This is a genomic window from Pseudomonas qingdaonensis, assembly GCF_018398475.1.
In the GTDB taxonomy this organism is placed as follows: domain Bacteria; phylum Pseudomonadota; class Gammaproteobacteria; order Pseudomonadales; family Pseudomonadaceae; genus Aquipseudomonas; species Aquipseudomonas palmensis.
Genome location: NZ_CP074676.1, coordinates 5,529,768 through 5,556,301, shown reverse-complemented (window position 1 = coordinate 5,556,301; position 26,534 = coordinate 5,529,768). Strand labels below are relative to the sequence as shown.

The 26,534-nt window shown below is 65.5% G+C and carries 21 protein-coding genes; 13 read left to right on the top strand and 8 right to left on the bottom strand.

Annotation, left to right across the window (positions count from 1 at the left end; translation table 11 throughout):
• Window positions 1–78 precede the first annotated feature (78 nt).
• The 3 genes from KH389_RS25410 to KH389_RS25400 are packed head-to-tail and all read right to left on the bottom strand — an operon-like array spanning window position 79 to window position 2,223.
• Window positions 79–669, bottom strand: a complete 591-nt coding sequence (locus tag KH389_RS25410) for a YggT family protein (protein ID WP_043860135.1) — start codon at window positions 667–669, stop codon at window positions 79–81.
• A gap of 10 nt (window positions 670–679) precedes the next feature.
• The gene (gene proC, locus KH389_RS25405) at window positions 680–1,498 is read right to left on the bottom strand and encodes a pyrroline-5-carboxylate reductase (protein WP_116052385.1); all 819 of its coding nucleotides are present in this window, start codon (window positions 1,496–1,498) and stop codon (window positions 680–682) included.
• A 38-nt stretch (window positions 1,499–1,536) separates the two neighbouring features.
• Window positions 1,537–2,223, bottom strand: a complete 687-nt coding sequence (locus KH389_RS25400; RefSeq protein ID WP_054915543.1) for a YggS family pyridoxal phosphate-dependent enzyme — start codon at window positions 2,221–2,223, stop codon at window positions 1,537–1,539.
• Window positions 2,224–2,289: 66 nt separating this feature from the next.
• On the opposite strand from KH389_RS25400, the gene KH389_RS25395 reads away from it, so the two are divergent.
• The gene (locus tag KH389_RS25395) at window positions 2,290–3,324 is read left to right on the top strand and encodes a type IV pilus twitching motility protein PilT (RefSeq protein WP_100634292.1); all 1,035 of its coding nucleotides are present in this window, start codon (window positions 2,290–2,292) and stop codon (window positions 3,322–3,324) included.
• Here KH389_RS25395 and KH389_RS25390 read toward each other — a convergent pair.
• Window positions 3,321–3,959, bottom strand: a complete 639-nt coding sequence (locus tag KH389_RS25390) for a C40 family peptidase (protein ID WP_043860139.1) — start codon at window positions 3,957–3,959, stop codon at window positions 3,321–3,323. The two genes, KH389_RS25395 and KH389_RS25390, sit on opposite strands and share 4 nt — an antisense overlap.
• A 156-nt stretch (window positions 3,960–4,115) precedes the next feature.
• Here KH389_RS25390 and KH389_RS25385 point away from each other — a divergent pair, with 156 nt between their 5' ends.
• Entirely contained in the window at window positions 4,116–4,538 is a 423-nt protein-coding gene (locus KH389_RS25385; protein WP_043860140.1) for an NINE protein, read from the top strand.
• Between the two features lie 40 nt (window positions 4,539–4,578).
• Here the strand turns inward: KH389_RS25385 and KH389_RS25380 are convergent, their stop codons facing one another.
• The 3 genes from KH389_RS25380 to KH389_RS25370 form a co-directional block, all read right to left on the bottom strand.
• Window positions 4,579–5,271, bottom strand: coding sequence for an SPOR domain-containing protein (locus KH389_RS25380; protein WP_043860141.1), 693 nt, complete (start codon window positions 5,269–5,271; stop codon window positions 4,579–4,581).
• Between the two features lies 1 nt (window position 5,272).
• Window positions 5,273–7,009 carry an arginine--tRNA ligase gene (gene argS, locus KH389_RS25375; protein WP_043860142.1) on the bottom strand — a complete coding sequence of 579 codons (1,737 nt, stop codon included), beginning with the start codon at window positions 7,007–7,009 and terminating at the stop codon, window positions 5,273–5,275.
• A gap of 177 nt (window positions 7,010–7,186) precedes the next feature.
• Window positions 7,187–9,406: a primosomal protein N' gene (locus tag KH389_RS25370; protein ID WP_213606468.1), complete on the bottom strand. Its 2,220-nt coding sequence runs from the start codon at window positions 9,404–9,406 to the stop codon at window positions 7,187–7,189.
• Window positions 9,407–9,572: 166 nt separating this feature from the next.
• Between KH389_RS25370 and rpmE the strand changes: the two genes are divergently transcribed.
• The 3 genes from rpmE to KH389_RS25355 all read left to right on the top strand — a co-directional run bounded on the left by rpmE (window position 9,573) and on the right by KH389_RS25355 (window position 12,070).
• Window positions 9,573–9,788, top strand: coding sequence for a 50S ribosomal protein L31 (gene rpmE / locus KH389_RS25365; protein ID WP_043860144.1), 216 nt, complete (start codon window positions 9,573–9,575; stop codon window positions 9,786–9,788).
• A 32-nt stretch (window positions 9,789–9,820) separates the two neighbouring features.
• Window positions 9,821–10,618 (top strand): thermonuclease family protein, encoded by a 798-nt coding sequence (locus KH389_RS25360; RefSeq protein WP_244988662.1) that lies wholly within the window; start codon window positions 9,821–9,823, stop codon window positions 10,616–10,618.
• A 183-nt stretch (window positions 10,619–10,801) separates the two neighbouring features.
• Complete coding sequence (locus KH389_RS25355; protein ID WP_043860148.1) at window positions 10,802–12,070, top strand: malic enzyme-like NAD(P)-binding protein; 1,269 nt, start codon at window positions 10,802–10,804, stop codon at window positions 12,068–12,070.
• Between the two features lie 112 nt (window positions 12,071–12,182).
• On the opposite strand, the gene KH389_RS25350 is transcribed toward KH389_RS25355, so the two are convergent.
• A complete protein-coding gene (locus tag KH389_RS25350) occupies window positions 12,183–14,615 on the bottom strand; it encodes a penicillin-binding protein 1A (RefSeq protein WP_173925097.1) in 2,433 nt (810 codons plus the stop codon).
• Window positions 14,616–14,789: 174 nt separating this feature from the next.
• Between KH389_RS25350 and pilM the strand changes: the two genes are divergently transcribed.
• The 8 genes from pilM (at window position 14,790) to gltB (ending at window position 26,512) form a co-directional block, all read left to right on the top strand.
• Entirely contained in the window at window positions 14,790–15,641 is an 852-nt protein-coding gene (gene pilM / locus KH389_RS25345) for a type IV pilus biogenesis protein PilM (protein ID WP_213606464.1), read from the top strand.
• A complete protein-coding gene (locus KH389_RS25340) occupies window positions 15,638–16,168 on the top strand; it encodes a PilN domain-containing protein (protein ID WP_213606462.1) in 531 nt (176 codons plus the stop codon). Before pilM ends, KH389_RS25340 begins: the two co-directional genes overlap by 4 nt.
• A complete protein-coding gene (locus KH389_RS25335; protein ID WP_213606460.1) occupies window positions 16,165–17,070 on the top strand; it encodes a pilus assembly protein PilP in 906 nt (301 codons plus the stop codon). Before KH389_RS25340 ends, KH389_RS25335 begins: the two co-directional genes overlap by 4 nt.
• A gap of 15 nt (window positions 17,071–17,085) precedes the next feature.
• A complete protein-coding gene (locus KH389_RS25330; RefSeq protein ID WP_420831945.1) occupies window positions 17,086–18,366 on the top strand; it encodes a type IV pilus secretin PilQ in 1,281 nt (426 codons plus the stop codon).
• 4 nt (window positions 18,367–18,370) lie between these two features.
• Window positions 18,371–18,889, top strand: coding sequence for a shikimate kinase AroK (gene aroK / locus KH389_RS25325; protein ID WP_043859939.1), 519 nt, complete (start codon window positions 18,371–18,373; stop codon window positions 18,887–18,889).
• 100 nt (window positions 18,890–18,989) lie between these two features.
• Window positions 18,990–20,087 carry a 3-dehydroquinate synthase gene (gene aroB / locus KH389_RS25320; RefSeq protein ID WP_043859938.1) on the top strand — a complete coding sequence of 366 codons (1,098 nt, stop codon included), beginning with the start codon at window positions 18,990–18,992 and terminating at the stop codon, window positions 20,085–20,087.
• Between the two features lie 16 nt (window positions 20,088–20,103).
• A complete protein-coding gene (locus tag KH389_RS25315; protein ID WP_043859937.1) occupies window positions 20,104–21,699 on the top strand; it encodes an AAA family ATPase in 1,596 nt (531 codons plus the stop codon).
• 367 nt (window positions 21,700–22,066) lie between these two features.
• Complete coding sequence (gene gltB / locus KH389_RS25310) at window positions 22,067–26,512, top strand: glutamate synthase large subunit (protein ID WP_078481687.1); 4,446 nt, start codon at window positions 22,067–22,069, stop codon at window positions 26,510–26,512.
• Window positions 26,513–26,534: the final 22 nt, after the last annotated feature.

The following is a 26,534-nucleotide window of genomic DNA, read 5'->3' as shown; positions in this document are numbered from 1 at the left end:
GAATGAGGCGTAAGTCTAAAGACCGCCACCCCCAGCGGCAAGCAACATGGCGCGGCTTGCGGCCGGGGGTGGTGCGGGTCAGATCATGCGGAACAGTTCCTGCGGCATTCCGGCGTAGGCGGCCAGCGGCGGCATCACGAACGACTGGATCACCTGGATCGCCAGGAAGGCGAAGATCGGCGAAATATCCAGGCCTCCGAGGTTGGGCACCAGCTTGCGAAACGGTGCCAGCACCGGCTCGCTGATCTGGTAGGCCAGCTCGGCGGCGGGGTTGTGGCTGCCGGGGGCGATCCACGACACGATCACCATCACGATCATCGCGACCCAGAAGATCTTCAGGAACAGCGAGGTGACGCCGATGACGGCCCACATCAGCAGGTGCGGGATGTCGCCGAAGGTGCCGTAGGTGACCATCAGCACGAACGCCATCAGCAGCGCCTGGATCACGATCGACAGGATCAGCGACGAGGTGTCCAGCCCGAACACGCTGGGGATGATGCGCCGGATCGGCTTGAGCAGCGGCTGGGTGGCGCGCACCGCGAACTGGCTGAGCGGGTTGTAGAAGTTGGCCTTGACCAGCTGCAGCACGAAGCGCAGCAGCACGATGACCAGGTACAGGCTGACCAGTGTTTGCACCACGAAGATCGCGGCGCCCGAAAGTGCATTCATGCAGAGCTCCTTAGTTGCCCAGTTGTTCGGCCATTTCGGCCGAGCGGTGCGCCGCGGCGCCCAGTGCTTTTTCTACCAGCACCTCGAACCCGTTGGCCTGGAACGACTTGATCGCCGCCTCGGTGGTGCCATTGGGGGAGGTGACGCGCCGGCGCAGTTCGCTGGCCTCGACATCGCTGGCCACGGCCATGTGCGCCGCGCCCAGGGCGGTTTGCAGGGTCAGCCGGGAGGCGACGTCGCGGGGCAGGCCGAGTTTTTCGCCGGCTGCGGTCATCGCCTCGATCAGCAGGAAGAAATACGCCGGGCCGCTACCGGAGACCGCGGTCACTGCATCCAGTTGCTGTTCGCTGTCGACCCACAGGGCCACGCCCACTGCCGAGAGCAGTTGCTCGGCTTCGGCGCGTTGTTCGGCCGATACCTGCTCGGTGGCGTACAGACCGCTGACGCCCTGGCGCAGCAGCGCCGGGGTGTTGGGCATGCAGCGTACCAGCGGTTGCTCGCCCAGCCAGTTGCGCAGGCTGGCGCAGGTGATGCCGGCGGCAATCGACACCACCAGCTGGTTGGGCTTGAGGCTTGGCTTGAGCGCCTGGCACACCGCCTTCATGGCTTGCGGCTTGACCGCGATCAGCACCACGTCGGCGCCATCGACGGCCTGGGCGTTGTCTTCGAACAGCTGGATGCCGTGTTCGGCGTGCACCCTGGCGCGCGTCTCGGCACCCGGGTCGCTGGCGCGGATCTGCGCGGCGTCCACACCCTGGGCGCGCAAGCCGCCGATCAGGCTGGCGGCCATGTTGCCGGCGCCGATGAAGGCAATTCGAGTCTTGCTCATGTCAGGTCCTTGGTTGAAGAAGGTGAACGATGCATGGGTCAGGCCTGGCCGTAGTCGCGGGCACCGAACAGGGCGGTGCCGATGCGCACCCAGGTCGCGCCCTGGGCAATCGCTGCTTCCAGGTCGTGGCTCATGCCCATCGACAGGGTGTCCAGGCCCAGGTTCAGGCTGTCCTGCAATTGGCGTACACGGGCGAATGCGGCCGCCTGGGCGGCCGGGTCGTCGGTGGGTTCGGGAATCGCCATCAGGCCGCGCAGCTTCAGGTGCGGCAGCGCCGCGATGGCCTGGGCCAGCGCCGGCAGCTCGTCGGGGTTGCAGCCCGATTTGCTGGCCTCGCCGCTGACGTTGACCTGCACGCACACATTCAGTGCGGGCAGCCCGGCAGGGCGTTGTTCGCTGAGGCGTTGTGCGATTTTCAGTCGGTCCACCGAATGTACCCAGTCGAAGTGCTCGGCGATTGCTCGCGTCTTGTTCGATTGAATGGGGCCGATGAAGTGCCAGGTCAAGGGCAGGTCGGTCAATTCGAGCTGCTTGGCCAGGGCTTCCTGCAAGTAGTTTTCGCCCACGTCGCGCACGCCGGCCGCATACACTTCGCGTATCGCGGCAGCCGGCTTGGTCTTGCTCACGGCCAGCAGGCGGACCTGCCCGGGGTCACGCCCGGCGGCCTGTGCAGCGCTGCGGATGCGGTCGGCAAGCGTGGAAAGGTTGTCTGCTATGGTGGACATGGATCAACGCCAGCGGCTGTTCGGGTCTGCGGCATTCTACCTGCTTGGCGATGTTTGGGGAGTGTTATGGACATGACCGGGCTGATGGCCCTGGCGCTCAGGGAAGGCGCCTCCGATCTGCACCTGGCGGCCGGCAGTGCGCCGATGATCCGCCGTGACGGGCAGATGCAGCCGCTGGGGCCGGCGGCGTTGAGCAGCGACAACCTGCATGCCCTGCTGGCGCAGCTCATGAGCCCACAGCAGCAGGAGGACTTCGCCAGGCTGCAGGACCTGGACTTTGCCGTGGCCGTGCCCGGGCTGGGGCGCTTTCGGGTCAACGCCTTCGTGCAGGTGCGCGGGCCGGCGGCGGTACTGCGCCTGATACCCGACCAGGTGCCGACGCTGGCGAGCCTGCAGCTGCCGGAGGTGTTTCGTCGCATTGCCGAGTCGCCGGCCGGGCTGGTGCTGGTGACCGGCCCCACCGGCTCAGGCAAGTCGTCCACCCTGGCGGCGCTGGTCGATCACCTCAACCGCGAGCGCGCCGTGCATATCCTGACCCTGGAAGACCCGCTCGAATTTATCCACAGCCCGCTGCGCAGCCAGCTCAGCCAGCGTGAGATGGGGCGTCACAGCCAGGGGTTCGCCCAGGCGCTGCGGGCTGCGCTGCGCCAGGACCCGGACGTGATCATGCTTGGCGAGCTGCGCGACCTGGAGACGATCCGCCTGGCCCTGACCGCCGCCGAAACCGGCCACCTGGTGCTGGCGACCCTGCACACCGCCTCGGCGGCCAAGGCCATTGACCGGCTGGTGGACGTGTTTGCCGCGCAGGAGAAGGCCCTGGTGCGCACGATGCTCGCCGACGCCTTGCAGGCGGTGGTGGCCCAGGTGCTGGTGCCCAGGGTGCAAGGCGGACGAGTGGCCGCGCACGAGGTCCTGCTGGCCACGCCGGCGGTGCGCAACCTGATTCGCGAGGGGAAGGTGGCGCAGCTGTATTCGGCCATGCAGACCGGCGCGGCGTTGGGCATGCAGACCCTGGACAGCAGCCTGCAGGGCCTGGTGAGGCGGGGAATCGTCAGCCTGGAAACGGCCAGGGCGAACGCGCGTTCGCCCGATCAGGTCTAGCGTTTGGCCAGGCGCAGCTGGGTTTGCGGCTGCTCCTTGGGCAGTACGCGCTTGGCGACCACGTAGTGGCTCTGCCAGTAGGGCTTGTTCAGGGTATCGATGCTGACCCGCTTGCCGCGCCGTGGCGCGTGGATGAAGCGGTCGTTGCCCAGGTAGATGGCCACGTGGTTGACGCGGCGACTCTTGATGTTGAAGAACAGCAGGTCGCCGGGCTTGAGATCCTTGCGGTCGACTTTCACGCCGTGGCCGCTGGCCATGGCGTTGGAGGTACGCGGCAGGTCGACCTCGTCGATGTCGTTGAAGGCGTACTTGACCAGCCCGCTGCAGTCGAAGCCCTTGCTCGGGCTGCTGCCGCCCCAGCGGTACGGAGTGCCCAGCACGTTCACCGCGCGGCTGAGCACATCGCTGCTCTGCTTGGCCGGCATCGAGGCGACCTGGCGGGTGGTCTTGGCGACCTTGGAAGAGGCGGCGGACGAGGTGACCTTGGCGTGGGCGCCCTTGGTCGAGCGTACGGCTGCAGTGCTGGTGGTGTGCACGTTGAAGCCGTTGGGAAGACGTTGCTCACGGTTGGTGGCGTGGGCGGCCAGTGGCAATAAAAGGCAAACAGTCAGCCATGTCTTGAAAAAAGGTCGCATGGGCAGGGCTCTTGTTGGTTAAGCGCGCAACTTTATAACAGCTTTTTGATCGAATTCTGGTCCGTTGGTCGATTGCAGAGGCGCCATACGTCGGCTGAGCACGTAAAAGTCACATTTTTTCTTAGAAAATTTCTCTCTAAACCGTGGAGGCTATGAATGAACAGTTATCAGCAACAGGCGCAGCCCCAGGACACCCACAGCAAGGTCCTCGGCTACCTGCTGTGGATCTTCGGTTTTACCGGGTCGCACCGTTTCTACTACGGCAGGCCGGTGACCGGCACCATCTGGTTCTGCACCCTGGGCCTGCTCGGTATCGGCTGGCTGATCGACCTGTTCCTGATCCCGAAGATGGACAGCGAGGCCGACCTGCGCTTTCACGCCGGCCCGCTGGACTACAGCCTGGCCTGGATCCTGCTGACCTTCCTGGGGATATTCGGCGTGCACCGCATGTACCAGGGCAAGTGGATCAGCGGCGTGATCTATGCCTTTACCGGCGGGCTGTTTCTGCTGGGGGTGCTGTACGACTTCTGGACGCTGAACACCCAGGTATCGCTCAAGAACGTGCAGGCGCGGGCCTGAAAGCAGGCGGCCCGCTGCTGCGGGCCGCCGAACATCGGGGTTACTGGCGTATCTGGCGCTGTTGCAGCAGCAGGTTGTTGAAGCCGCTGCCGGCCAGTTGCTTCTGCGCCACGGTCAGCTGTTCGCGATTGCTGAACGGGCCGACCAGCACGCGGTACCAGGTCTCTTCCTTCACCGTACCGGACTCCACCTTCACCGCCTGGCCGAGCAGGATGATCTGCGCACGCACCTTGTCGGCATCGGCCTCTTTGCGGAACGAGCCCGCCTGCAGGTAGAACTGCGTGGTGGCGGCCGGCTTGATCACCGGCGGTGCCGGTGGCGGGGTCTGTCCCAGCAGCGCGGCCTGGGCGCGGGCGGTGTCGATCTTGGCTGCCTCGGCCGGGGTCACCGGTGGCTGCGCCGGTACCGGCGGGGTTTTCTCCGGCACGGCTTCGGGCGGCACGATCACTTCCGACTCGGGCAGCAGTGTGTAGAAATCGTACTTGGGCTTGACCGGCTGCTGCGGGCTCGGCGCGGTCTTGTTCGCCTCGGCGATCTTCTCGGCCTTCTGCTGGGCTTCAGGCTTGGTGCGCTTGACCTCGTCGCGGCTGGGCTCGAGTTTCATCAGGAACACGATGAACGCACCGACCGTGAGGCCGATGGCCAGCCACATCCAGCCCGGTATCGGTTGCTTGGCCGGTGCCTGGTAGCGGCTTGCGCCGCGCTTGGGAGCAGGTTTTTTCTTGGCAGCCAACTTACATGCGCTCCAGGGTTTCCAGGCCAAGCAGTTCCAGGCCCTGCTTGAGGGTGCGACCGGTCAGGGCGGCCAGGCGCAGGCGGCTCTGCTGCTGTTCGGGTGTTTCTGCGGCGAGGATCGGGCAGTTCTCGTAGAAGCTGGAGAACAGGCCGGCCACGTCGTAGAGGTAGCTGCACAGTACGTGCGGGGTACCTTTTTCGGCGACGTTGTTCAGGATTTCGCCGAACTGCGCCAGGCGCGCGGCCAGGTCCTGTTCCTGCGGTGCCTGCAAGCGGATCTCGCCTTCGACCTGGTCGAAGCCCTTGCCCAGCTTGCGGAACACGCCGGCCACGCGGGTGTAGGCGTACAGCAGGTACGGCGCGGTGTTGCCTTCGAAGTTGAGCATCAGCTCGAAGTTGAAGCTGTAGTCGCTGGTACGGTGCTTGGACAGGTCGGCGTACTTGACCGCGCCGATGCCCACCACCTTGGCGATGGCGCGCAGTTCTTCTTCTGGCAACTGCGGGTTTTTCTCCTTGACCAGGGCGTAGGCACGCTCCTTGGCTTCGTTGAGCAGGTCGATCAGCTTCACGGTGCCGCCGTCGCGGGTCTTGAACGGGCGGCCGTCGGCGCCGTTCATGGTGCCGAAGCCCATGTGCTCCATGTCCATCGGGTGGGTCACGAAGCCGGCCTTGCGGGCCACCGCGAACACCTGCTGGAAGTGCAGGGCCTGGCGCTGGTCGACGAAGTACAGGGCGCGGTCGGCCTTGAGCACGCCGCTGCGGTAGCGCACGGCGGCCAGGTCGGTGGTGGCGTACAGGTAGCCGCCGTCGGCCTTGACGATGATCACCGGCAGCGGCTCGCCCTCGGCGTTCTTGAACTCGTCGAGGAACACGCACTGGGCGCCGTTGCTTTCCACCAGCATGCCCTTGGCCTTGAGGTCCTCGACCACATTGGCCAGGTCGTCGTTGTAGGCGCTTTCGCCCATCACGTCGGCCATGGTCAGCTTGACGTTGAGCAGCTCGTAGGTCTTCTGGCAGTGCGACAGCGAGATGTCCTTGAAGCGGGTCCACAGCTTCAGGCACTCGGGGTCGCCGGCCTGCAGCTTGACCACCAGGCCACGGGCGCGGTCGGCGAACTCGCTGGACTCGTCGAACCGCTTCTTGGCGGCGCGGTAGAAGTTCTCCAGGTCCGACAGCTCTTCGCTGGTGATCGGGTTCTCTTCCAGGTATGCCATCAGCATGCCGAACTGGGTGCCCCAGTCGCCCACGTGGTTCTGGCGTACCACATCGTCACCGAGAAACTCCAGCACACGGGCCACGGCGTCGCCGATGATGGTCGAGCGCAGGTGGCCGACGTGCATTTCCTTGGCCAGGTTGGGCGCCGACATGTCGATCACGACCTTCTGCGTGGCGCCGGCCTTGTGCACGCCGAGCCTGGCGTCGGCCAGTGCGGCATCCAGGCGCGAGGCCAGGGCCTGGGTGTTCTGGAAGAAGTTGAGGAAGCCCGGGCCTGCGATCTCCACCTTGCTGACCTGCGGGTCGGCGGGCAGGGCGGCGATGAGTTTCTCGGCCAGGTCGCGCGGCTTGAGGCCGGCGGGCTTGGCCAGCATCATCGCGATGTTGCTGGCGAAATCGCCGTGGGTCTTGTCCCGGGCGTTTTCCACCTGGATCGCCGGCGTCAGCCCGTCAGGCAGCACACCGTCGTTGACGAGTTGGGTGAGGGCTTGCTGGATCAGCTGGCGAATGGTGTCTTTCATGGGCTTCTCTTTCGACCGCAAGCGCGGCGGCGCCTGGATGCGCAGGTGGAAAAACTGGGTATTATCCGTTGCCGGGGCGAGGTTGCCAACCTTTAGGGCCCTTTGGCCGACAATGCAGGCTCTGCAGAGGGCCAGGGCTCATCAAACCTGTAGGAGCCGGCGTTGCCGACGAAGCGGTCAGTACAGGTCGACCGGGTCCACATCCAGCGACCAGCGCACCTGTCGCCCGCTCGGCATCTGCTCCAACACTAACAGCCAGGCGCTCATCAGACGATGCAAGGATGCCCTTGCATTGGCCTGCAACAACAATTGCGCACGAAAACGTCCCGCCCGTCGCTCCATCGGCGCCGGCACCGGGCCCAGCAGCTCGATGCCGTGCAGGTCGTGCTCTGCCAGCAACTGCTCGGCGGCGCTGCAGGCCTCGTCGAGAAAGCTCTCGGCCTGCCCCGGCTTGTGCGCCTCGGCGCGCAGCAGCGCCAGGTGCGCGAAGGGCGGCAGGCCGGCGGCGCGGCGCTCGCTCAGGGCCTGTTCGGCAAACGCGAAATAGCCCTGCTCGGTAAGCTGTACCAATAGAGGATGGTCGGCCAGGTGCGTCTGGATGATCACCTTGCCTGGCTCCTCTGCACGCCCGGCACGCCCTGCCACCTGCACGATCAGTTGGGCCATGCGCTCGCTGGCGCGAAAATCCCCGGAGAACAGCCCGCCATCGGCATCCAGGATCGCCACCAGGGTGACCCGCGGAAAGTGGTGCCCCTTGGCCAGCATCTGGGTGCCGACCAGGATGCACGGCTCGCCGCGCTGCACTGTGGCGAACAGCTGGTTCATCGCGTCCTTGCGCGAGGTGCTGTCGCGGTCCACGCGTAGCACCGGTATATCCGGAAACAGAATGCTCAGGCGCTCTTCGGCGCGCTCGGTGCCTGCACCTACCGGGCGCAGGTCCACATGGTTGCACTGCGGGCACTGGCGCGGTACGCGTTCGTCATAGCCGCAGTGGTGGCAGCGCAGTTCGCCGGAGCGCTGATGCACGGTCATGCGCGCATCGCAGCGCGGGCATTCCGACAGCCAGCCGCAGTCGTGGCACAGCAGCGTGGGGGCAAAGCCGCGACGGTTGAGGAACACCAGCACCTGCTGGCCTGCGGCCAGGGTCTGGCCGATGGCCTGTTGCATCGGCCCGCTGATGCCGCTGTCCAGGGGCCGGCTCTTGACGTCCAGGCGCAGGAAGCGCGGCGCCTTGGCGCCGCCGGCGCGGTGGTTCATGCGCAGCAGGCCGTAACGGCCGGAGTAGGCGTTGTGCAGGCTTTCCAGCGATGGCGTGGCCGAGCCCAGCAGGATCGGGATGTGCTCCTGGTGCGCGCGCACCAGGGCCAGGTCGCGGGCGTGATAGCGCAGGCCTTCCTGCTGCTTGTAGGAGCCGTCGTGCTCCTCGTCGATGATGATCAGGCCCGGGTTCTTCATGGGCGTGAACAGCGCCGAGCGGGTACCGATGATGATGTCGGCCTCGCCATCACGGGCTGCCAGCCAGGCTTTGAGGCGTTCGCGGTCGTTGACTGCCGAATGCAGCAGGGCAATGCGCGCATTGAAGCGCTGCTCGAAGCGCGCCAGGGTCTGCGGCCCGAGGTTGATCTCCGGAATCAGGATCAGCGCCTGCTTGCCGGCCTCCAGGGTCTCGCGGATCAGTTGCAGGTAGACCTCGGTCTTGCCGCTGCCGGTGACCCCGGCCAACAGAAAGGCATGGAAGCTGCCGAACCCTGCCTGCACCGCCTGAAACGCCGCCTTCTGTTCATCGTTGAGCGGCAGTTCGGGCTGTGCCAGCCAGTGTTCGTGGCGCGCCGGCGGGGCATGCCGGCGTACCTCCACCTGCACCAGCTCCTTGGCCAGCAGCAGGTCGAGGCTGTCCTTGCTCAGTTTGAGCTTGCTCAGCAGGCCGTGGGCCACGCCGTGCGGATGCTGCGCGAGGGTGGCCAGGGCATCGCGCTGGCGCGGTGCGCGGGCGATGCGCGGGTCGTCGTGGCGCGCCCCCGGGGCCACCTGCCAGAAGCGTTCCTGGTGCGCTTCGGCCGGCTCGCCCTGGCGCAGCAGCACCGGCAGCGCCCAGCTCAGGGTGTCACCCAGGCTGTGCTGATAGTACTGCGCGGTCCACACGCACAGCTTGAACAGGGCTGGCGGTATCGGCGATACCGGGTCAAGCAGGGCGATGGCGGGCTTGAGTTTGTCTGCGGGCACCTCGCTGTGCTCGCACACCTCCACCAGGATGCCGATCATCTCGCGGCGCCCGAACGGCACGCGCAGGCGCATGCCGGGGGTGAATGCGGTGTGCGCCATGCTTGCCGGGGCCCTGTAGTCGAACAACCGCCGCAGGGGCGAGGGCAAGGCAAGGCGAAGGATGACGTCGGACACGCGCAGGGTCTCTGAAGGGCAATTCGGTAGCCGCCGAGCCTAGCAGACGACAGTCGGTACAAGCGACAACTTGCGCTGATGGCATGCTCTGGTATTATTCGCCGCCTAATTACGTGCGGTATTCAACAATGGTGTTGGGTGGCGGCACGCAGTCGAGGAAGTGACCATGAAACCAGAAATTCATCCGAATTATGAAGCAGTCGCAGTCACCTGCAGCTGCGGCAATGTGTTCCAGACCCGTTCGACCCTGTGCGCCCCACTGGCCACCGACGTCTGCAACGAGTGCCACCCGTTCTACACCGGTAAGCAGAAAGTGCTGGACACCGGCGGCCGCGTACAGAAGTTCGCCGACCGTTTCGGCATGTTCGGTGCCAAGAAGTAAGACGGCGCGAAGCTGGCCCCATGGGCTTGGCAATGCTGTTGAAGAAGGCGTCCCTGGTGGGCGCCTTTTTTGTGGCCGCGATCTGGCAGTTGCCGGCGCAGGCGCTGTGTACGCTGCCGGCCGACCTCCAGGGCGGGGTGCAGAGCGTTGCGGTACGCCAGGTGATCGACGGCGATACCTTGCGTCTGAAGGATGGGCGCAATGTGCGCCTGATCGGCATCAATGCTCCCGAGATCGGGCGCAAGGGGCGGCCCAGCGAGCCCTATGCGGTGGCCGCGCGCCAGCGTTTGCAGGCCCTGGTCAAGGCCAGTGGCGGGCGGGTCGAGCTGCTGCCGGGTACAGAGCCGCGCGACAAATACAAGCGCACCCTGGCCCATGTGTTCGACCGCTCTGGTCACAATCTGGAAGAACAACTGCTGGGTGAGGGTCTGGGTTATCGCATCGCGGTAGCGCCCAACATCGCCCTGCGCGACTGCCATCAACAGGCTGAACAGGCCGCCCGCAGCGCCCGCGCGGGGCTGTGGGGCCAGCCGCCGGTGATCGCGCCGGGGCACCTGCGCCAGGCCGGCTTTGCGCTGGTCGCTGGCCAGGTTCAGTCGGTCGAGCACAGGGGTGGCGCCATCTGGATCGAGTTGGGCCATTCGCTGGTGCTTCAGGTGCCGGCCAGGTTGTCGCGCAATTTTGCGCCTGATTTCACCGGCGGTCTCGAAGGCCGACGCGTCGAAGCCCGCGGTTGGGTGCTGGATCGTTCCCGCAAGGGCGGGCTCAAGCCGGGTCAGGCGCGCTGGATGCTGCCACTCACCGACCCGACGATGCTGGAAAGACAATAAAGATAATAAATTGTGAACATTTTAAAAATGGATTGTACACACTGAAAGCCTTGCGGGCTGCGGCTCTTGGCTTAAAGTCGTAGGCTAAAGGCCTTGACACAAGTGACCGGGCAGTCTTGTCGGCCCATTGCTCTTTGCGTATCCTCGGCGGTCCGTCAGAACAGTAAAAGCGGAATGCCCATCATGTCAGATTTGAAAACTGCCGCTCTCGAATACCATGCTCAGCCTCGTCCGGGGAAACTGAGCGTAGAGCTCACCAAACCGACCGCGACTGCTCGCGACCTGGCGCTGGCCTACAGCCCGGGTGTTGCCGAGCCAGTACGTGAAATCGCCCGTGACCCGGAGCTGGCCTACCAGTACACCGGCAAGGGCAACCTGGTAGCAGTCATTTCCGACGGCACCGCCATCCTCGGCCTGGGCAACCTGGGCCCACTGGCGTCCAAGCCGGTGATGGAAGGCAAGGGTGTTCTGTTCAAGCGTTTCGCCGGTATCGACGTGTTCGACATCGAAGTCGATGCCGAAAGCCCGCAGGCCTTCATCGACACCGTCAAGCGCATCTCGATCACCTTCGGCGGCATCAACCTGGAAGACATCAAGGCACCCGAGTGCTTCGAGATCGAGCGCGCGCTGATCGAGCAGTGCGACATCCCGGTGTTCCACGATGACCAGCACGGCACCGCGATCGTGACCGCGGCCGGCATGATCAACGCCCTGGAAATCGCGGGCAAGACCCTCGCCGATGCCAAGATCGTCTGCCTGGGCGCCGGTGCTGCGGCCATCTCCTGCATGAAGCTGCTGGTGAGCATGGGCGCGAAGATCGAAAACATCTTCATGGTCGACCGTACCGGCGTGATCCACGCTGGCCGTGACGACCTGAATCAGTACAAGGCGGTGTTCGCCCACGCTACCGACAAGCGCAGCCTGGCCGATGCCCTGGAAGGCGCTGACGTGTTCGTCGGCCTGTCCGGTCCGAACCTGCTGAGCCCTGAAGGCCTCAAGTCGATGGCACCGAATCCGATCGTGTTCGCCTGCTCGAACCCGGACCCGGAAATTTCGCCGGAGCTGGCCCACGCCACCCGCAGCGACGTGATCATGGCCACCGGTCGTTCCGACTACCCGAACCAGGTCAACAACGTACTGGGCTTCCCGTTCATCTTCCGTGGTGCCCTGGACGTTCGCGCCAAGCGCATCAACGAAGAGATGAAGATCGCTGCCGCCAACGCCCTGAAAGACCTGGCCAAGCTGCCGGTGCCCAAGGAAGTCTGCGCTGCCTACGGCGTCGACGCGCTGGAATTCGGTCGTGAGTACATCATTCCGAAGCCGATGGACGCACGCCTGATCACCGTGGTTTCCGATGCCGTGGCCAAGGCTGCGATCGAAAGCGGTGTGGCGACCCTGCCGTATCCGAAGAACTACCCGCTCAAGAGCGTGGATGACGTGTTCAACGGCTGAGCCGTTGTAGCGTTGTAGCAAAAAGCCCCGGCTCGCGAGAGTCGGGGCTTTTTGTTTGGGGCTGGTAATTGTGCTGGCCAATGGGCTGCAGGGCAGCCCCCGGGTTACCCCATCAGAACAGATCGATCGGCGCCGACTCGTCCGCCGGCAGCGGGCTGCCTGGCGCACTGCCACCCAGCTCGTTGACCGACGGCGGGGTGTCTTCGGCCTTGAACAGCTCGAAGTACGCATCAGGCGTGCTCGGCGTGGCCGCACGGCCGCTCACCGGGTCCACCCGCAGGCTGAGGATGCCTTCAGGCTGCGGCAGCGTGTGCATCGGCTTGTCCTTGAGCGCGGCGCCCATGAAGCTCATCCAGATCGGCAGCGCCACGGTACCGCCATACTCGCGACGGCCCAGGGTCTCGGGCTGGTCGAAGCCGCTCCATACGGTGGTCACGTAGTCGGCGTTGTAGCCGGAGAACCACGCATCCTTGGACTCGTTGGTGGTACCGGTCTTGCCCGCCAGGTCGGTGCGCCCCAGCGCCAGGGCACGTCGCCCGGTGCCACGCTTGATCACGTCCTGCAGCATGCTGGTGAGGATGTAGCTGGTGCGTCCGTCGATGATCTGCTCGGCCACCGCCGGCACCTGCGGCGCCACCGCACTCACGTCGGCGCCCAGTGCCGCATCGGTGACGATCGGCGTTTCGGCGGCGCCAATCCCGGCCTCGTCCTGATGCCCCCGAGGCACGCTGGGCGGGTTGGCGGTGAACAGCGTCTCGCCATTGCGGCTTTCGATGCGGTCGATCAGGTACGGGGTGATCTTGTAGCCGCCGTTGGCAAACGCGCTCCAGCCGGTGGCGATCTCCATCGGCGTGAGGGTCGCGGTGCCCAGCGCCAGCGACAGGTTGCGCGGCAGGTCCTGCTTGTTGAAGCCGAAACGGGCGATGTAGTCGATGGTCTTGTCCACGCCCATGGCCTGCAGCAGGCGGATCGATACCAGGTTGCGCGACTTGTACAGCGCCTCGCGCATGCGGATCGGGCCAAGGAAGGTGTTGGTGTCGTTCTTGGGTCGCCACACCTTGTCCAGGTACTCGTCGACGAACACGATGGGGGCGTCGTTGACCAGGCTGGCGGCGGTGTAGCCGTTGTCCAGCGCCGCGCTGTAGACGAACGGCTTGAAGCTCGAGCCCGGCTGGCGCTTGGCCTGCATGGCGCGGTTGTAGTTGCTCTGCTCGAACGAGAAGCCGCCCACCAGAGCGCGGATGGCGCCGTTGTTCGGGTCCAGGGTCACCAGTGCGCTCTGGGCGCCCGGCACCTGGCTGAACTTCAGTTCGCCTTCGCCGGTGCGTTGCACGCGGATCACGTCGCCGACCTGGGCCACATCGCCCGGCTGCTGCGGGGCGCGGCCCTGGCTGTTGGTGTTGAGGAATGGGCGGGCCCATTTCATGGTATCCCAGGCCACGGTCTCGGTCTGGCCCGACTTGGTCAGCACCTGCAGGCCGGTCTTGTCGACCTGGGTGACGATGGCCGGTTCCAGCCCGCCCAGTGGGCGCAGCTTGGTCAGTTCCTGCAGCCAGGCGGCCTGGGTCTTGCCCGGCAGGCGCGACTCGGGGCCGCGGTAGCCGTGGCGGTGGTCGTAGGCACTGAGGCCATCGAGCACGGCGCTGTTGGCCATTTCCTGCAGGTCGCTCGGCACCGTGGTGGTCACGCGGAAACCTTCGGTGTAGGCGTCGCTGCCGTAGCGGCCGACCATCTCGGCGCGGGCCATCTCGGCGATGTACGGGGCATTCACCTCGGGCGTCGGCACGTGGTAGCTGGCGTTGATCGGTTCGGCCAGGGCAGCCTGGTAGCTGGCTTCGTCGATCTTGCCCAGCTTGTACATGCGCCCCAGGATCCAGTCGCGGCGTTCCTTGGCGCGCGTCGGGTTGGCCAGCGGGTTGAAGCGCGACGGTGCCTTGGGCAGGCCGGCGATCATCGCCATCTGCGCCAGGCTCACGTCACGGATCGACTTGCCGTAGTACACCTGCGCTGCGGCTTCGATGCCGTAGGCACGGTTGCCCAGGTAGATCTTGTTCACGTACAGCTCGAGGATCTCGTCCTTGGTCAGCTCGCGCTCGATCTGCAGGGCCAGCAGGATTTCGTTGGTCTTGCGCGAGAAGCTGCGTTCGCTGCTGAGGAAGAAGTTCTTCGCCACCTGCATGGTGATGGTGCTGCCGCCGGTCTGGATGTGTCCGGACTTGAGCAATTGTGTTGCAGCGCGCATCAGGCTGCTGGGGTCGACCCCATAGTGATTGGCGAAGTTGTCGTCTTCGGCGGACAGCAAAGCCTGGATGAAATGCGGGGGAATGTCGGCGAAACGGATGGGAGAACGCCGCATCTCGCCGAACTCGGCAATCAGCTTTCCATCGCTGCTGTATACCCGCAAAGGGATCTGCAACTGGATGCTTCTCAGGGCCTCTACCGAGGGCAGGCTGGGGCTAAGATACAGAAACGCGCCGCTCAGACCGAGCACGACGGCACAGATGACTGCGACGAAAGACCACCAGAAGAACTTCAGCAGGCGTATCAAGGCTTTGGGGTGTCCAGTTTGAAATATGGATTGAGCGCAGGGCTGATCGACGAGAAAAAACGCTGGGCATTATAAGCAATTTTCACTGTGCCGCGTGGGTTGCGCGGTGCACGGGCTGACCGGTGCCCTGTCTGGGGGCCGGTCGAAGCAGGCGGATGCCAGGGAAAGCCAATGTTTGGACGTTTCGGCAAGGATGCCGGTTCACTGCTGGGTATCGATATTTCATGTTGCGCGGTGCGATTGCTGCAGCTGCGGCAGGTGGCAGGGTCCTTCGAGGTGCGTGCGCAGGCCGTGCAGACGATGGCGGCGGGCGTGCTGCAGGACGGCCGGGTGGCCGACCCGGCACAGCTGGCGCAGGTGCTGGGCGATGCCCTGGCCCGCAGCGGTGCCACCTTGCGCGAGGCGGCGCTGGCGATTCCGGCCACGGCCGTGCTGAGCAAGACCGTGCAGGTGCCGGCGGGGCTGGCAGAGGATGCCCTGTTTGCCCGCCTGTGCCATGAGGCCGAACCTTTCATACCCTTTGCCCTGGACGAGGCGGCCTTCGATTTCGAGTGCCGCGGCTCGGTCGCGCACGACCCGTGCTACGAGGCGGTGGGGGTGTATGCCTGTCATCAGGGCTGGCTCGATGGGCTGGAGGCGGCACTGGAGCTGGCAGGCCTGCGTGCGCGGGTGGTCGAGACCGACAGCCTGGCGTTGTTGCGCGCGGTCGGGGCGGACGATGACGCGGTCGCCGTGGTGCGGGTCGAGCCAGGGCACTGGGCGCTGCATGCACAGCACCAGGCATGGCGTGCCGACGCGGGTGCAGCGGCCGATGTGCCGCAGGCGTTGGCTGCCTGCATCGAACGCTGGTTGCAGGCCCTGGAGGGCCCTGCACCGGCGCGGCTGGTGCTGACCGGGGCGGCTGCCGATTCGGCCCGGGCGCTGGAAGTGCAGCGTCGGCTGGGTATCGAAACCACGGTGTTCGATGCCGCCGAACCCGCGTTGGCGCTGGCCTATGGGCTGGCGATGAGGCGTGCACCGTGAGGCGCGATATCAACCTGCTGCCGTGGCGGGCCTGGCAACGCCAGCGCAGTGTGCGGCAGTTGCAGGGGTTGATGCTGGTGGCTCTGCTGCTGGGGGTCGCCATCGTGGTGCTGCTGGACCGGCATGGCGCCTATCGCCTGGCGCAGCAGGGGCAGGCCAATGCGGCCCTGCGCGATGCCATCGCACGGCTTGAGGGCCCGCTGGCGGAACTGGCCGACCTGACCGCCCGGGGCGATGCGCTGCAGGAGCGCATCCAGGGGCTGGATGCCGTGCTGCGCGCCGCATCCCCAGGTGGTCAGGTGCTTGCACCGCTGGCCACGCGGGTGCCACAAGGGCTGCAACTGACTGCACTGGCGCTCGAGGGCAGCGCGCTGCGCCTGGAGGGGGTGGCACAGGGGCGGGCGTCGGTCACTCAACTGCTGCGCAATCTGGATCAGGCCCCTGGCCTGGGCGCTGTGCAGTTGCAGGAGATCAAGGCCACCGCCGCCGGCGAGGTGTTCCACCTCCGTGCGCAGGTGCAGCCATGAGCCCGGCTCTCGACTGGTACCTGATGGCAGCGTGGCCTCGGCGGTACAAGGCGCTGTTGCTGGCGGCTTGCCTGCTGCTGGCGCTCGGTAGCGGTTATGGGCTGCACCTGCGCGGGGCGAACGCTTCGCTTGAGCGGGCGCTGGCGCGTGGAGCCGAGTTGCAGCAGGCCTGGCAGGCGCAGGCAGAGCAGGTCGCCCGGCTGGACGAGCAGCAGGCCCGCTTGCTCGGCCTGGAGCAACGCCTGCGGGAGGCCCAGGCCCGGCTGCTGCCAGCGGGCGGCATGCCTGGCCTGCTGCAGGCTGTCGCCCGGGCCGGGCGGGGCCTGGTGTTCGAGCAGGTGAAAGTGTTGCCGGCGCACCCGCAGGCCCTGCATGCCGAAATGCCGGTGCACCTGCAGGTGGTGGGCGACTTCGCCGCGCTGGCCGGTTTTGTCGACGCCCTGGCCACACTGCCTGAACGCGTGACCCTGCATGACCTTCACCTGGCGCCGCAGGCGGGGCGTGGGCAGCTGCGTCTGCAGATGCACCTCAAGGCCTATGCGTCCGGCCTGCCGGTCGACCCCGTGGCGCAGCCGGCGCCGGTGCTGGCGGAGGCGCGCGATCCCTTTGCCGCGCCGCCGCCCGCAGCGCTCGAATTTGCGCTGGAACACGTGCCGCTGGAACAGATGGAACTGGTCGGGCACCTGGCCGACCGTCGCGGCGGGGTCGCGTTGATCCGTGTTGCGGGGGCGCTGTACCCGTTGCGCGAAGGTGACCGGCTGGGGCCGGACAAGGGGCGGGTGGTGCGCATCGATGCGCAGCAGGTCGAGCTCGAGGAGCAGGTATGGGTCGAGGGCGCCGGCTGGGTGGAGCGCTCGCAGGTGATCGAAGCCAATGGGGTGGCTCGACACGTCGTCAACTGACCAGGGAGGTCGTGGATGAACAGGATGTTCCGCCTGTGTGCGGTACTGATGGTGGCGCTGCCGGTAGCAGGTGCAGGGCTTGGGGCCGAGGGGGCAGGGTATGGCGGCGAGTCGCTGTCGTTGAGTTTCCAGGATGTCGAGGTGCGTTCGGTGCTCAAGGTGCTGGCCGACTTCACCGGGGTCAACCTGGTGGCCAGTGATGCAGTACAGGGCAAGGTGACCCTGCGCCTGCACGAGGTGCCCTGGGAACAGGCACTGGACCTGGTGCTGCGCAGCAAGGGCCTGGGTCGGCGTCAGGAGGGCAACGTGCTGCTGGTGGCGCCTTTGGCCGAACTGGCCGGGCACGATACCCTGACCCGTGCTGCGCAGGCCCCGCCCACGCTGGTGCGCGAACTGCTCACGGTCAGCCATGCGCGGGCCGGGGACATCGTGCAGCTGTTCCAGGCCATGGTCGAGGACGACGACCCCGGCGCGATCACGGTCGACGAGCGCACCAACACCATCATTGCCAGCCAGCCGTCGGCACGCCTGGCCTACCTGCGGCGGCTGCTCGCGCAGCTCGATGTACCGGTTCGCCAGGTGATGATCGAGGCGCGCATCGTCGAGGCCAATGTCGATTACGAAAAAAGCCTGGGGGTGCGCTGGGGCGGGGCGGTGCAACTGGGCGGCGGCCTGCGCGCAGGCGGGTTGGCCGCCGACGGGCTGCCGTTCGTCGACCTGGGGGTGGAACGGGCCACCTCGGGTATCGGCCTGGGGTTGGTGCGCGACAGTGTGCTGCTCGACCTGGAGCTCAGCGCGATGGAAAAGACCGGCAATGGCGAAATCATCTCCCAGCCCAAGGTGGTCACCGCCGACAAGGAAACCGCGCGCATCCTCAAGGGTACCGAGGTGCCGTATCAGGAGTCGGGGGCCAACGGCACTACGTCCACCACCTTTCGCGAGGCCTCGCTGTCGCTGGAGGTGACCCCGCAGATCACGGCCGACAACCGGGTGATCATGACGGTCAAGGTCACCAAGGACGAGCCGGACTACCTCAATGCCCTCAACAGCGTGCCGCCGATCCGCAAGAACGAGGTGAATGCCAAGGTTCAGGTGGGGGATGGCGAGACCATCGTGATCGGCGGGGTGTATGCCACCGTGCAAAGTAATGTTGTCGACAAGGTGCCATTTTTCGGCGATGTGCCGTATGTTGGGCGGCTGTTTCGTCGCGCTGTCATCCAAGAGAAAAAATCCGAGCTGCTGGTCTTCCTGACTCCGCGTATCATGAGTGACCGGGCGATTGCTGTGAGTCGTTGATTCTGTGCGAAATTTGATACTTGTAGGGCCGATGGGTGCCGGTAAGAGCACCATCGGTCGCTTGCTGGCCAAAGAGCTGCGCCTGCCGTTCAAGGATTCCGACAAGGAAATTGAGCTGCGCACGGGCGCCAACATCCCGTGGATCTTCGACAAGGAAGGCGAGCCCGGCTTTCGTGATCGCGAGCAGGCGATGATCGCCGAGCTGTGCGAGGCCGACGGCGTGGTGCTGGCCACCGGCGGCGGCGCGGTGATGCGCGATGCCAACCGTGCGGCGCTGCATGCCGGGGGGCGCGTGATCTATCTGCACGCCTCGGTGGAGCAGCAGGTGGGGCGTACCGCCCGCGACCGCAACCGTCCGCTGCTGCGCACGGCCAACCCGGAGGCCACGCTGCGTGCCTTGCTCGAGTTGCGCGACCCGCTTTATCGGGAAATCGCCGACCTGGTGGTGGAAACCGACGAGCGGCCGCCGCGCATGGTGGTTCTGGATATTCTGGAGCGCTTGCAGAAGTTGCCGCCCCGTTAAGGCTTGACTATCCTCGGCGGCCAGTCATGCCCTGGCAGGGCACTTCGTTATTGCGCGGGTCGGGTCTTCGATGCCGCGCCTTTGTTCTTTGTGGGGACACATGCAGACACTTAAGGTCGAACTGGGCGAACGCAGCTACCCGATCTACATCGGCGAAGGCCTGCTGGATCAGCCTGAACTGCTGGCGCCGCACATTGCCGGCAAGCAGGTCGCCATCGTATCCAACGAGACTGTCGCGCCCCTTTACCTGCAACGCCTCACCCACAGCCTGGGGGCCTATTCGGTACTGCCGGTGGTGCTGCCCGACGGCGAGGCCTTCAAGAACTGGGAAACCCTGCAACTGATCTTCGACGCCCTGCTGACGGCACGTCACGACCGTCGCACCACCGTGATCGCCCTGGGCGGCGGGGTCATCGGCGACATGGCCGGCTTTGCCGCCGCCTGCTACCAGCGCGGCGTGGACTTCATCCAGGTGCCCACCACGCTGCTGTCCCAGGTGGACTCGTCGGTGGGCGGCAAGACCGGCATCAACCACCCGCTGGGCAAGAACATGGTCGGTGCCTTCTATCAGCCCAACGCAGTGCTGATCGATACCGCCAGCCTCAAGAGCCTGCCGCCGCGCGAGCTGTCGGCGGGCCTGGCCGAGGTGATCAAGTACGGCCTGATCTGCGACGAGCCGTTTCTGGGCTGGCTCGAAGACAATGTCGATGCGCTGCGTGCGCTCGACCAGGCTGCACTGACCCGCGCCATCCAGCGCTCCTGCGAGGCCAAGGCGGCCGTGGTGGGGGCTGACGAGCGCGAGTCGGGCGTGCGTGCCACGCTCAATCTCGGTCACACCTTTGGCCACGCCATCGAAACCCACATGGGCTATGGTGTGTGGTTGCACGGTGAAGCCGTGGCGGCTGGCACGGTAATGGCCCTGGAAATGTCCATGCGCCTGGGCTGGATCAGCCAGGCGCAGCGCGACCGCGGCATTCGCCTGTTCCAGCGCGCCGGCCTGCCGGTGGTGCCTCCGGCCGAAATGACCCCGGCCCATTTCATGGAACACATGGCGGTCGATAAAAAGGTGCTCGACGGTCGTCTGCGCCTGGTCCTGCTGCGCCATATGGGCGAAGCCGTGGTGACCGACGACTATCCGCAAGAGATTCTTCAGGCCACGCTGGCGGCGGATTACCGCGCAATCGTGGCCCAGCTTTGAGGTTGACGAGAGTTCGATGACTAGTTTGCATGCCGACGAGGCCTTTCTCGGCCATTACCAGTTGAACCATGACCCCTTCGCTGCGCGGGTGCCTGGCTTCAAGTTCTTCCCTGCCCAGCGCAAGCCGGTGCTGGGCCAGTTGCATCACCTGGCCCGCTACAGCCAGTTGCTGCTGGTGGTCACAGGCCCTCTGGGCAGCGGCAAGACCCTGCTGCGCCAGGCCCTGGTGGCCAGCACCAACAAGCAGTCGGTGCTCAGCGTGGTGGTTTCGGCGCGTGGCGCCGGCGATGCAGCCGGCCTGCTGGCCCAGGTAGCGCAGTCGCTGAACGTGGCCAAGGCGCAAGTCACCGAGATCCTCGCCCAGATCGTGCAGCTGGCGCTGACCGGTCAGGAAGTCTACTTGCTGGTGGACGATGCGGAACAACTTGGCGAGTCGGCACTCCAAGCCTTGCTGGAACTGGCGGCGGGCACACCGGAAGGTCGCCCGCACGTGTTCCTGTTCGGCGAGCCGTCACTGATCGCAGCCCTGGATGAACTCAATGCCGAGCAGGAGCGTTTCCACGTCATCGAGTTGCAGCCCTACACCGAGGACGAAACCCGGGAATACCTGGAGCAGCGTCTGGAAGGTGCCGGGCGTGGCATCGAGGTGTTCACCAGCGAGCAGATCGCCGAGATTCACGAAAACTCGGACGGCTGGCCTGGAGCAATCAACCAGGTGGCCCGCGATACCATGATCGAAGCCATGCTCGCCACCCGCTCGCCGGTGAAGCGACCATCAATGGGGTTCAATATGCCGAAGAAACACGTGCTGGCGTTGTCTGCCGTGGTAGTGGTTGCCGTGGCGGCAGCCGTGCTGATGCCCAAGAAGGGCGACCAGGCGCCGGCCACTGCGCCTGCCGAGCAGGCGCAACTGCCCCTGGGCCAGGGCAAGCCGGGCAATGCCCAGTCGAACAACGGTGGCCCGGCCATCGAGTTCGCCGGTTCTTCGCAGCCGATGCCGCTGCCACTGGTGGGCCAGTCCCAGCCGGTGATGCGCGGCCCGCTGGCCGAGGCGGCCGGCATGGGTGATGGCGAGGAATCCGGCCCGGCTGGCGACACTGCACTGCAGCCGCCTACCGTTACCACCACTGCACCGCCCGCCGGTGTCACTGCAGGCCCGGCGCCTACGATGGCCCAGCCGGTTGTACCGGCGCAACAGCCTGCCGCGCCAGTGGCCAGCAAGCCGGTTGCACCTGCCGCCAAGCCCGCCCCTGCGCCCGTGCAGGTGGCCACGGCCAAGCCGGCACCCAAACCTGCGGAAAAACCCGCTGCCAAGCCCGCTGCGGGCGGTAGCTGGTACAGCGGCCAGGCGCCAGGCAATTACGTGGTGCAGATCCTGGGCACCAGTTCCGAGGCATCGGCCCAGGCGTTCGTCAAGGCCGAGGGTGGCGACTATCGCTACTTCAAGAAAACCCTGCAGGGCAAACCCCTGTACGTGATCACCTACGGCAACTTCTCCAGCCGCGATGCAGCCGTCGCTGCAATCAAAACCTTGCCAGCCAAGGTCCAGGCTGGTAAACCTTGGCCTCGTACCGTTGCCAGCGTCCAACAAGAACTGGCTGCGACCCGCTGATACATGGTCGGGTGGCACTACCCCCGCCACCTGCTGAGCGACTCCTGAACCCCGGTCTAGCCTGCTGCGTAACACGCGGCAGGCTTTTCTGTCCCAGACTGCCGGCCACAAGCCCGTGTTGCAGTCCAGGCTGAAACGCTTCAGACTCAAGCAATTCCGTTACCACGGATTCTTGTATAAAAACATTCAAAAATGCGACATGGATTTTCACTGATGCGTCAGTAAATTTGTGGGCCTCACTGTCGCTGTGCAACAATGGCATCCGTATTGCCCCCGCAAAGCTGACGTTCGTTCGGCGTGGATGGTAAGTGGTTGTATTAAAAAGAGATTTGCCTTGGTGAGAGGCGAACCTGGTGAGAAAGTGTCTATGAAAACAGGTCTGTACCATCCCGAAGAATTCAAGGATAACTGTGGTTTCGGCCTGATCGCCCATATGACGGGCGAACCCAGCCACCACCTTTTGCAAACGGCTATCCAGGCCCTGACCTGCATGACCCACCGTGGTGGGATCAACGCCGACGGCAAGACCGGCGACGGCTGCGGGCTGCTGATGCAGAAGCCCGATCGGTTCCTGCGGGCCGTGGCCCTGGAACAGTTCGGCAGCGAGCTGCCCCGCCAGTACGCGGTCGGCATGGTGTTCTTCAACCAGGACACCGCCAAGGCCGAAGCCGCGCGCGACAACATGAACCGCGAGATCCTCGCTGCCGGCCTGAGCCTGGTGGGCTGGCGCAAGGTGCCGATCGACACCAGCGTGCTCGGTCGCCTGGCGCTGGAGCGCCTGCCGCAGATCGAGCAGGTGTTCGTCGGTGGCGAAGGCCTAAGCGATCAGGAATTCGCGATCAAGCTGTTCAGTGCCCGGCGTCGCTCGTCGGTGGCCAACGCCGCCGATGCCGAACACTACATCTGCAGCTTTTCGCACAAGACCATCATCTACAAAGGCCTGATGATGCCGGCGGACCTCACCGCCTTCTATCCGGACCTGAGCGACGAGCGCCTGCAGACCGCGATCTGCGTGTTCCACCAGCGCTTCTCCACCAATACCCTGCCCAAATGGCCGCTGGCCCAGCCATTTCGCTTCCTCGCCCACAACGGCGAGATCAACACCATCACCGGCAACCGCAACTGGGCCCAGGCGCGGCGTACCAAGTTCGCCAACGACCTGATCCCGGATCTGGAAGAGCTCGGCCCGCTGGTCAACCGCGTGGGCTCCGACTCCTCGTCGATGGACAACATGCTCGAGCTGATGGTCACCGGTGGCATCGACCTGTTCCGTGGCGTGCGCATGCTGGTACCGCCGGCCTGGCAGAACGTCGAGACCATGGACCCCGACCTGCGCGCGTTCTATGAATACAACTCCATGCACATGGAAGCCTGGGACGGCCCGGCGGGCATCGTGCTCACCGAAGGCCGCCATGCCGTGTGCCTGCTCGACCGCAACGGCCTGCGCCCGGCGCGCTGGGTCACCACCAAGAACGGCTATATCACCCTGGCGTCGGAAATCGGCGTGTGGGACTACAAGCCCGAAGACGTCATCGCCAAGGGCCGCGTGGGCCCGGGGCAGATCTTCGCGGTCGACACCGAGACCGGCCAGATCCTCGACACCGATGCGATCGACAACCGCCTCAAGTCGCGCCACCCGTACAAGCGCTGGTTGCGCCAGAATGCCCTGCGCATCCAGGCCGACCTGAGCGACGACCAGGGCGTGGCCAGCTACGACGGCGACCAGCTCAAGCAGTACATGAAGATGTTCCAGGTCACCTTCGAGGAGCGTGACCAGGTGCTGCGCCCGTTGGGTGAGCAGGGCCAGGAAGCCGTGGGCTCGATGGGCGACGACACGCCGATGGCGATCCTGTCGCAACGCGTGCGTTCCACCTACGACTACTTCCGCCAGCAGTTCGCGCAGGTCACCAACCCGCCGATCGACCCGCTGCGCGAAGCCATCGTGATGTCGCTGGAGATCTGCCTGGGTGCCGAGCGCAACATCTTCCAGGAATCCCCCGAGCACGCCTCGCGGGTGATTCTCAGCTCGCCCGTGATTTCGCCGGCCAAGTGGCGCTCGCTGATGAACCTCGACCGCCCGGGCTTCGAACGCCAGGTGATCGACCTCAACTACGAGGAAAGCATCGGCCTGGAAGCGGCCGTGCGCAACATCACCGAACAGGCCGAAGAAGCCGTGCGCAGCGGCAAGACCCAGCTGGTACTGAGCGACCGTCATATCGCACCCGGCAAGCTGCCGGTGCATGCGTCGCTGGCCGTGGGCGCCGTGCACCATCGCCTGACCGAACTGGGCCTGCGCTGCGACAGCAACATCCTGGTCGAGACCGCCACCGCCCGCGATCCACACCACTACGCGGTGCTGATCGGGTTCGGCGCCTCGGCGGTGTACCCGTATCTTGCCTACGAAGTGCTGGCCGACCTGATCCGCACCGGCGAAGTGCTCGGTGACCTGGACGAAGTGTTCAAGTACTACCGCAAGGGCATCTCCAAGGGGCTGCTCAAGATCCTCTCCAAGATGGGCATCTCGACCATCGGTTCCTACCGGGGCGCGCAGCTGTTCGAAGCCGTGGGCCTGTCCGAGGAAGTGGTCAACCTCAGCTTCCGTGGCGTGGCCAGCCGCCTCAAGGGCGCGCGCTTCGTCGACATCGAGAACGAGCAGAAGCTGCTGGCCGCCGAAGCCTGGAGCCCGCGCAAGCCGATCCAGCAGGGCGGCCTGCTCAAGTTCGTGCACGGTGGTGAATACCACGCCTACAACCCGGACGTGGTCAATACCCTGCAAGCCGCCGTGCAGCAGGGCGACTACGCCAAGTTCAAGGAATACACCGCACTGGTCGACAAGCGTCCGGTGTCGATGATCCGCGACCTGCTCAAGGTGAAAACCCTGGAGCAGCCGCTGGACCTGAGCGAAGTCGAGCCGCTGGAGGCCATCCTCAAGCGCTTCGACTCGGCGGGTATTTCCCTGGGCGCGCTGTCGCCTGAGGCCCACGAAGCCCTGGCCGAGGCGATGAACCGCCTGGGTGCGCGCTCCAACTCCGGTGAGGGCGGCGAAGACCCGGCCCGCTACGGCACCATCCGCAGTTCCAAGATCAAGCAGGTGGCCACCGGCCGCTTCGGCGTCACCCCCGAATACCTGGTCAACGCCGAAGTGCTGCAGATCAAGGTGGCCCAGGGCGCCAAGCCGGGCGAGGGTGGCCAGCTGCCGGGCGGCAAGGTCAACGGCCTGATCGCCAGGCTGCGCTATGCGGTGCCGGGCGTGACCCTGATCTCGCCACCGCCGCACCATGACATCTACTCGATCGAAGACCTCTCGCAGCTGATCTTCGACCTGAAGCAGGTCAACCCGCAGGCGCTGGTCTCGGTCAAGCTGGTGGCCGAAGCCGGGGTAGGCACCATCGCCGCCGGCGTGGCCAAGGCCTATGCCGACCTGATCACCATCTCCGGCTACGACGGTGGTACCGGCGCCTCGCCGCTGACCTCCATCAAGTATGCCGGTGCCCCGTGGGAACTGGGCCTGGCCGAAACCCACCAGACCCTGCGCGGCAACGACCTGCGCGGCAAGGTGCGGGTACAGACCGATGGCGGCCTGAAAACCGGCCTGGACGTGGTCAAGGCCGCGATCCTCGGCGCCGAGAGCTTCGGCTTCGGCACCGCACCGATGATCGCCCTGGGCTGCAAGTACCTGCGCATCTGCCACCTGAACAACTGCGCCACCGGCGTGGCCACGCAGAACGAAAAACTGCGCAAGGACCACTACATCGGCACCGTCGACATGGTGGTCAACTTCTTCACCTACGTGGCCGAGGAAACCCGTGAATGGCTGGCCAGGCTGGGCGTGCGCAGCCTGGGCGAGCTGATCGGGCGTACCGACCTGCTGGAAATGCTCCCCGGTGAAACCGAGAAGCAGAAGCACCTGGACCTCAGCCCGTTGCTGGGCAGCCCGCACGTTCCGGCCGACAAGCCGCAGTTCTGCGAAGTGGACCGCAACCCGCCGTTCGACAAGGGCGTGCTGGCCGAGAAGATGGTGCAGATGGCCCTGCCGGCGATCCGTGACCTGGCCGGCGGCGAGTTCGAGCTGGATATCTGCAACTGCGACCGCTCCATCGGCGCGCGGATCTCCGGTGAAATTGCCCGCCTGCACGGCAACCAGGGCATGGCCAAGGCGCCGCTGACCTTCCGTTTCAAGGGCACTGCCGGGCAGAGCTTCGGGGTGTGGAACGCCGGTGGCCTGAACATGTACCTCGAAGGTGATGCCAACGACTATGTCGGCAAGGGCATGACCGGCGGCAAACTGGTGATCGTGCCGCCAGCGGGCAGCCCGTTCGAAACCCAGCACAGCGCCATCGTCGGCAACACCTGTCTGTACGGCGCCACGGGCGGCAAGCTGTTCGCCGCCGGTACCGCGGGTGAGCGCTTCGCGGTGCGCAACTCCGGTGCCCACGCCATCGTCGAGGGCACGGGCGATCACTGCTGTGAATACATGACCGGGGGCTTTGTCTGCGTATTGGGCAAGACCGGTTACAACTTCGGTTCCGGGATGACCGGTGGTTTTGCCTACGTGCTCGACCAGGACAACAGCTTCGTCGACAAGGTCAACCACGAACTGGTGGAGATCCAGCGTATCAGCGGCGAGGCGATGGAGGCTTATCGCAGCCACCTGCAGCGCGTGCTGGGTGAATACGTCGAAGAAACCAACAGCGAATGGGGTCGTGAGCTCTGGGAAAACCTGGATGATTACGTGCGTCGCTTCTGGCTGGTCAAGCCGAAGGCGGCCAACCTGAAGAACCTGCTGTCCAGCACCCGTGCCAACCCGCAGTGATATGCGCCTGAAGAGTTTGATG